4 protein-coding genes and 1 pseudogene are annotated in these 4994 nt (G+C 62.0%); 3 read left to right on the top strand and 2 right to left on the bottom strand.

What is annotated here, in order from left to right; all coding sequences use genetic code 11:
* Positions 1-103: 103 nt before the first annotated feature.
* Positions 104-437 (top strand): annotated as a pseudogene (locus AC07DW_RS33365) (NF041680 family putative transposase); the annotation flags it as partial.
* 147 nt (positions 438-584) lie between these two features.
* Positions 585-1157: a transposase gene (locus tag AC07DW_RS33360; RefSeq protein ID WP_478861370.1), complete on the top strand. Its 573-nt coding sequence runs from the start codon at positions 585-587 to the stop codon at positions 1155-1157.
* Between the two features lie 44 nt (positions 1158-1201).
* Here the strand turns inward: AC07DW_RS33360 and AC07DW_RS33355 are convergent, their stop codons facing one another.
* Together AC07DW_RS33355 and AC07DW_RS33350 are read right to left on the bottom strand one after the other, a co-directional pair.
* A complete protein-coding gene (locus AC07DW_RS33355; RefSeq protein ID WP_478861369.1) occupies positions 1202-2065 on the bottom strand; it encodes a sensor histidine kinase in 864 nt (287 codons plus the stop codon).
* A 456-nt stretch (positions 2066-2521) separates the two neighbouring features.
* On the bottom strand, positions 2522-3220 hold the full coding sequence (locus tag AC07DW_RS33350) for a response regulator (protein WP_478861368.1): 699 nt from the start codon (positions 3218-3220) through the stop codon (positions 2522-2524).
* Between the two features lie 1028 nt (positions 3221-4248).
* Here AC07DW_RS33350 and AC07DW_RS33345 point away from each other — a divergent pair.
* On the top strand, positions 4249-4602 hold the full coding sequence (locus AC07DW_RS33345; protein WP_478861367.1) for a hypothetical protein: 354 nt from the start codon (positions 4249-4251) through the stop codon (positions 4600-4602).
* The last annotated feature ends 392 nt before the right edge of the window (positions 4603-4994 follow it).

The following is a 4994-nucleotide window of genomic DNA, read 5'->3' as shown; positions in this document are numbered from 1 at the left end:
GCCGGGGACGGAAACACGACCGCTACACGAATAACGAGCAACTCCACCCGCCAGCAACGAAATTAACCAGCAGGATCGGTGACAGCGTTCTTACCGGCACCTCAAGATCCGACGCGCGGACACCGCCGACCTATGGACCTGGCTCATCATCGCCGCCCACAACCAGCTCCGCCTCGCCCGGCCCCTCACCGAGGACCTGAAAACGCCCCTGGGAACGACGAACCGAGCCCCGTCGGCTCACCCCCGCACGCGTCCGGCGGGGGTTTCGCAACGTCCGGGCGACGGCGGCCCGTCCCGCCGCCGCACCGAAACCATCCCGACCAGGACCTGGACGACCTCCCGGCTCGAAGAACAAGCACCAGTCCACCCGCCACGGCGTCGGCAAGACGGTCAACCGCGCCGAATCAATCAAAGAACACCGGGCCGCCGCAGGCTAAACGCCAAGCTCAGTGCCTGATTGAGAACCGGTCACGATAAGTGGAGTGGCACGTTCGGGTGGTGGGGCTGTGAAAGCCCGCACAAGCAGCAGGACTCCCGTAACAACAGCGGTTGCGAAGCCGAACTGTTGTCACAGGAGCCCTGTCATGCCGTTGTACCGTTCCGAGCTGTCCGATGCCAACTCGGTTCTTTCATCCGGCTGTCCGTGTCCGGCATGCCTCTTTGGCCGGGGCTCCTGTGAACCGGCACGTCCGGTGCGCTGCCCCTCGGACATGAGTGATGCACAGTGGCAGGTCACCGAGCCTTTGCTGCCCTTGCCGACCTGGCGGTGGGGCAGGGGCGGCAGGCCGGGAAAGCACTGCAGAAGGAAGATCGTCGGCGCCATCAGGTATGTGGTCGACAACGGATGCAAGTGGCGGGCACTGCCGACTGACTTCCCGCCCCGCCCGACTGTGTATGCCTTCTTCACCCGATGGGAACGTGCGCAGTATGCCGATGACCTGCATGACACCCTGCGCGACCGCCTCCGCCGAAAGGCGGGCCGCGGTACCGAACCCAGTGCGGCGGTGATCGACTCCCAGTCGCTACGGGCTGCCGAGACCGTGGCTGGTGACCAGCGGATAGGACCATCTGCGGGTGGGACACACGCATGCCCAGCGCGGCCGCTCGTTGAGCGAATCGGTGCCACCCCCAAACCTCTGGCGGCTCGTACACAATGATCCTCACCCCTCTGTCTGACCAGCTCAGGGTGGGGTGGAGAGGCTCATACCGGAATGCGTACTTCGGCATGCGTGCCCGCTGCCGACCGGACATAGCGCAGGCTCCCGCCTGCGGCTTCTATACGGACGCGTTGCGATGACAGACCGATATGCCCATGAGCCAAACGCTCATGAATACGTCGAGCGTCAAACCCGATGCCATTATCGATTACCTTAAGAAGTCGCATACCGTCTTCCTGGGTAAGACCCACTTCGACCTCTGTTGCTTTAGCATGCCGCATAACATTGGTTAGAAGTTCGCGGGCTGCTGCAAACAAAATAGGATCATTGGGCGACTTGGCTAGAGGCTCTGTTCGACAACGCACCCGAATAGTTGAACGGTCTCTCAACCCGTGCACGAGCGCCTCAATCGCTGCGTCCAGTCCGGCTGCCTCCAGCACCGCTGGATGCAGTTCACACGTCAGTCTGCGCAAATCACGGGCAGCCTCAAGGAGCATTTTTTGTGCTCGCTGTACCGCCGCAGAATCGCCAGAATGTAGGTCTAGCCGCGCCGTCAGAACGGCTTGCAGAGGACCGTCGTGCAAGTGTTCTGCAAGCAGTCCACGTTCCCGCTCTTCTGCCGAAATCACCTCCGCAAGAAGCTGTGACCGGACTTGAAGCAGATTTGTTATCTGTTTAGTGCGATTTGCATGCAAAAAGGAAACCGTGCAACAATTTATCCCAACTACAAGCAGGATAGCCATGACGTCGGTCATGCCGCCACGGGTGAGCTCCGATCCGTTACCGAACCCCGGCAGCAACGCCCATGCACTAACACAGAAGCTGAGAAATGTTACGAGAATAGTGACCTCGGGGCGGGACTGCACAGCGGACAAAATTGGTGGTATCACCAAAGCGATCGTCAGCAACAGAGGATCGTACGACTTACTCCCGAGCCAGCCAACTACTGCAATGTCGCAGATGCCCAGAAAGGTAGGGAGGATGATCAGTGCTCGGCCTTTGATCACTCTGAGACACATAGTCGCGAATCCCGCCAACCCAAGGAGACTGTAGAGGCCTAGCACCAGGACCTGTTCTACATCTACAGGGGTTGGCTCAGCTACTATCGCGCCCGCCAAGACGCCGCCGAAGGCCAGCTGAAGGAGTGATCGCGTGCGTTGTACCCGAATCTCGTAGCGAGACTGCACGCGATCAACGGCAGAATACGATTGACGGCGGTTAACCGACACACCCTTGAGGTCTTGGGCAGCCACTGTTCGGCCTTTCGACGCGGAATATTGCGCGTCTCCCTGCGCAGCCATTGTCTAAGATCCCTATTTGATCCGAAGAGAAAGCCCTGCCCCAGCCCCATAAGGCAGACTGGCCTACCGGAGTATTCCCCGGCGCATGGCTTCCGCAACGACCGCACCTCTATTGCACACACTGAACTTTTCATACAGGCGCTGGACATGGGACTTTATCGTTGTAGGAGCAAGGTAGAGCTCCTTAGCGATGATAGGAACCGATTTCCCTTCCGCGATAAATGTGAGTATTTGCAACTCGCGATCAGTCAGGAGAGGCTTTTCCTGGTCCGCTCGCTTCCGGATTTCTGATACCAGGCCGGACGCGATACTTGTCGGCAAAACAGCCTCCCCGTGCGCTGATGCGATGATAGCTCCTATCAGCTGATCGGCGTCGGATTCTTTGCCGAGGTAGCTCGTCACACCCTCTTGCAATGCCTTATATACTGTGGCGCTATCCGTGCAGGCCGACAGCATTACAATTCTGGTATTCACATTCGCGTCACGCCTCGCCATGCGGGCCACATCAATGCCATCCAGGCCGGACATACGATAATCCAAAACTGCAACTGCCGGGTGAAGCTGACAAATCGCACGCCAAGCTGAATTCCCGTCAGCGGCCTCGGCTACTACCCGGATAAGTTGACTGCGGGTCAGAACCCGCACCAATCCCTCTCTATAAACAGGATGATCCTCCCCGACAACCACGTTTATTAACGGTTGCACAATCATTGCATCCAATCTTGCTAGGCGGCGAAGTAGTTCCGTGAGGATTTTCGACAACGAAACCACTGTCTGGACGCGGGGCGCTATCGCTCGCTCCTAAGCAGCTGACTGCGCGGCTCCCCCGATGGAAGCGACTCATGGCGGATGACGCCATCAGCCGAACAGCCGTCTCGAGGTTGCGCGTCAGTACAGCTGAACGCATGAAGAAAGGGTCATACCATTCCCCCTCCGGACGGTCGACACGCTGCTCGGAGTCGTCCCGGGTTGCGGTGCTAGTGTTGATGGCGTGTGGTGCTGACCGTTTTTCATCCTGGCGCTGAAAGGTTACAGAGCGTGGTCACCGGGGGTGGCAACGTGGCAGAGGCCCCGGTCGTTCTTGGCGGGATTCTCGGGGTCCTCGCAACACCTGGTGGTGGCTTACGCGGCTGTCAGTAGATCACGCAGGCGCTCGGCTGGGGTTCTCCAACCGTGCGTTTTCGCGTGGTCAGCACGGACGACGGACAGGTCGGTGCCTTTAAGGTGCCGCTGTGGTTGTCCAGCCGCATGAGGTGGTGGCGTAGGCTCGCTTCCGGCCGGTCCCGGAAGTGAGATGTCCGAAGAGTCGGCCGTCGGAGCTGGGTCGGCCGCGCTGAATGTCGCCTTGCCGCCGCGCTCCCACGCCAGGTATTCGCCGCCCGGCGAATGCCTGGCGCCTGCCGCTACTGCGACAAACCACGAGCCCGCGAAGCGGGCTACAACCGAGCCTCCGCCAGCTCGGCAACCGGCAGTGAGGAGGTGAAGTGATGACGCTCCCGGTAGGGCTGACTCGCCAGCCAACTGACGTCCTGACTGTCCTGCTTGAGATTCGTCGGCCTGCCGGGCGTCACCACGCACGCGGCCGGACGGGCATTTGTGATCTCATGGGAGCTTGGTGAAGAGGCCCCGTCACTGTCTGGTCCACCCGCCCGACCGGCGCGTGCCGCCCTCGGCACGGACACGCCATACGGACATGACAGCATGACGCACGGCGGCCCGGGGATCACCGGTGGAGTTGACACCCACGGCCTGACCCACCACGCAGCGCGGTCAAGGCCCGTCCCCAGGCGATGAACCAGATCCGCAGCCTGCTGGTCCCGGCCCCGGCGATGCTGCGTGAGCAGGTCGCGGGCCCGCTGGACAAGCAGGCCGCCCCCAAGCTGCTGGAGCTGTCCGGCGTCGGTCCCGCGACCGCGGGGCTGCCGGCCCCGGCCAGGGACAACTCCGCACGGATGCGGCCCGAGGGTGCATTCGCCCACCTGGCCGACGTCGCCCCGGTCCCCGCCCGTCCGGCCGCACCCACCGCCACCGACTCAACAAAGGCGGCGACCGGCCGCGAACAGCGCCCTGCAGACCATCGTGCTCACCCGCGCTTGGGGGAACGCCCCCGCGCCTACATTGAACGCCCCATCAACGAAGGGTGAACAACAAGGACATATGCGCTGCCGCAAGCGCTTCGCCCCCCGTAAGGCCTACCGCGCCCTGACCAGCACACAAACGGAAAGAATCACAAACCGACCCCACTTCAGCGGCTTGACAGCCACTGGAGCATGTGTATGAATGATAAACCATTCAGCGGGGTCCGATTCAATCGGGGGTTCGATTCAATCGGGCGCCCTCGTCCCCCGTCGGGGCGTCGACCGTGACGGCGCCGCCGTCACGCGCGATGATCGTCATGGTGCGGCCGTCACGGCGCCGTCGTGCGCGCGGTGGCACCGGCTGCCCCGCCGGGAGCCGATGCCTCGGCGGCCTGCGCGGACAGCGGGGTCGCGATGTCCTCCAGCGACCTGCCCTCCGCGGCGACGGCGAAGAAGAT

The sequence above is a fragment of the Streptomyces sp. NPDC045701 genome (genome assembly GCF_056432045.1).
This window is presented reverse-complemented; position numbering and strand designations above follow the sequence as displayed.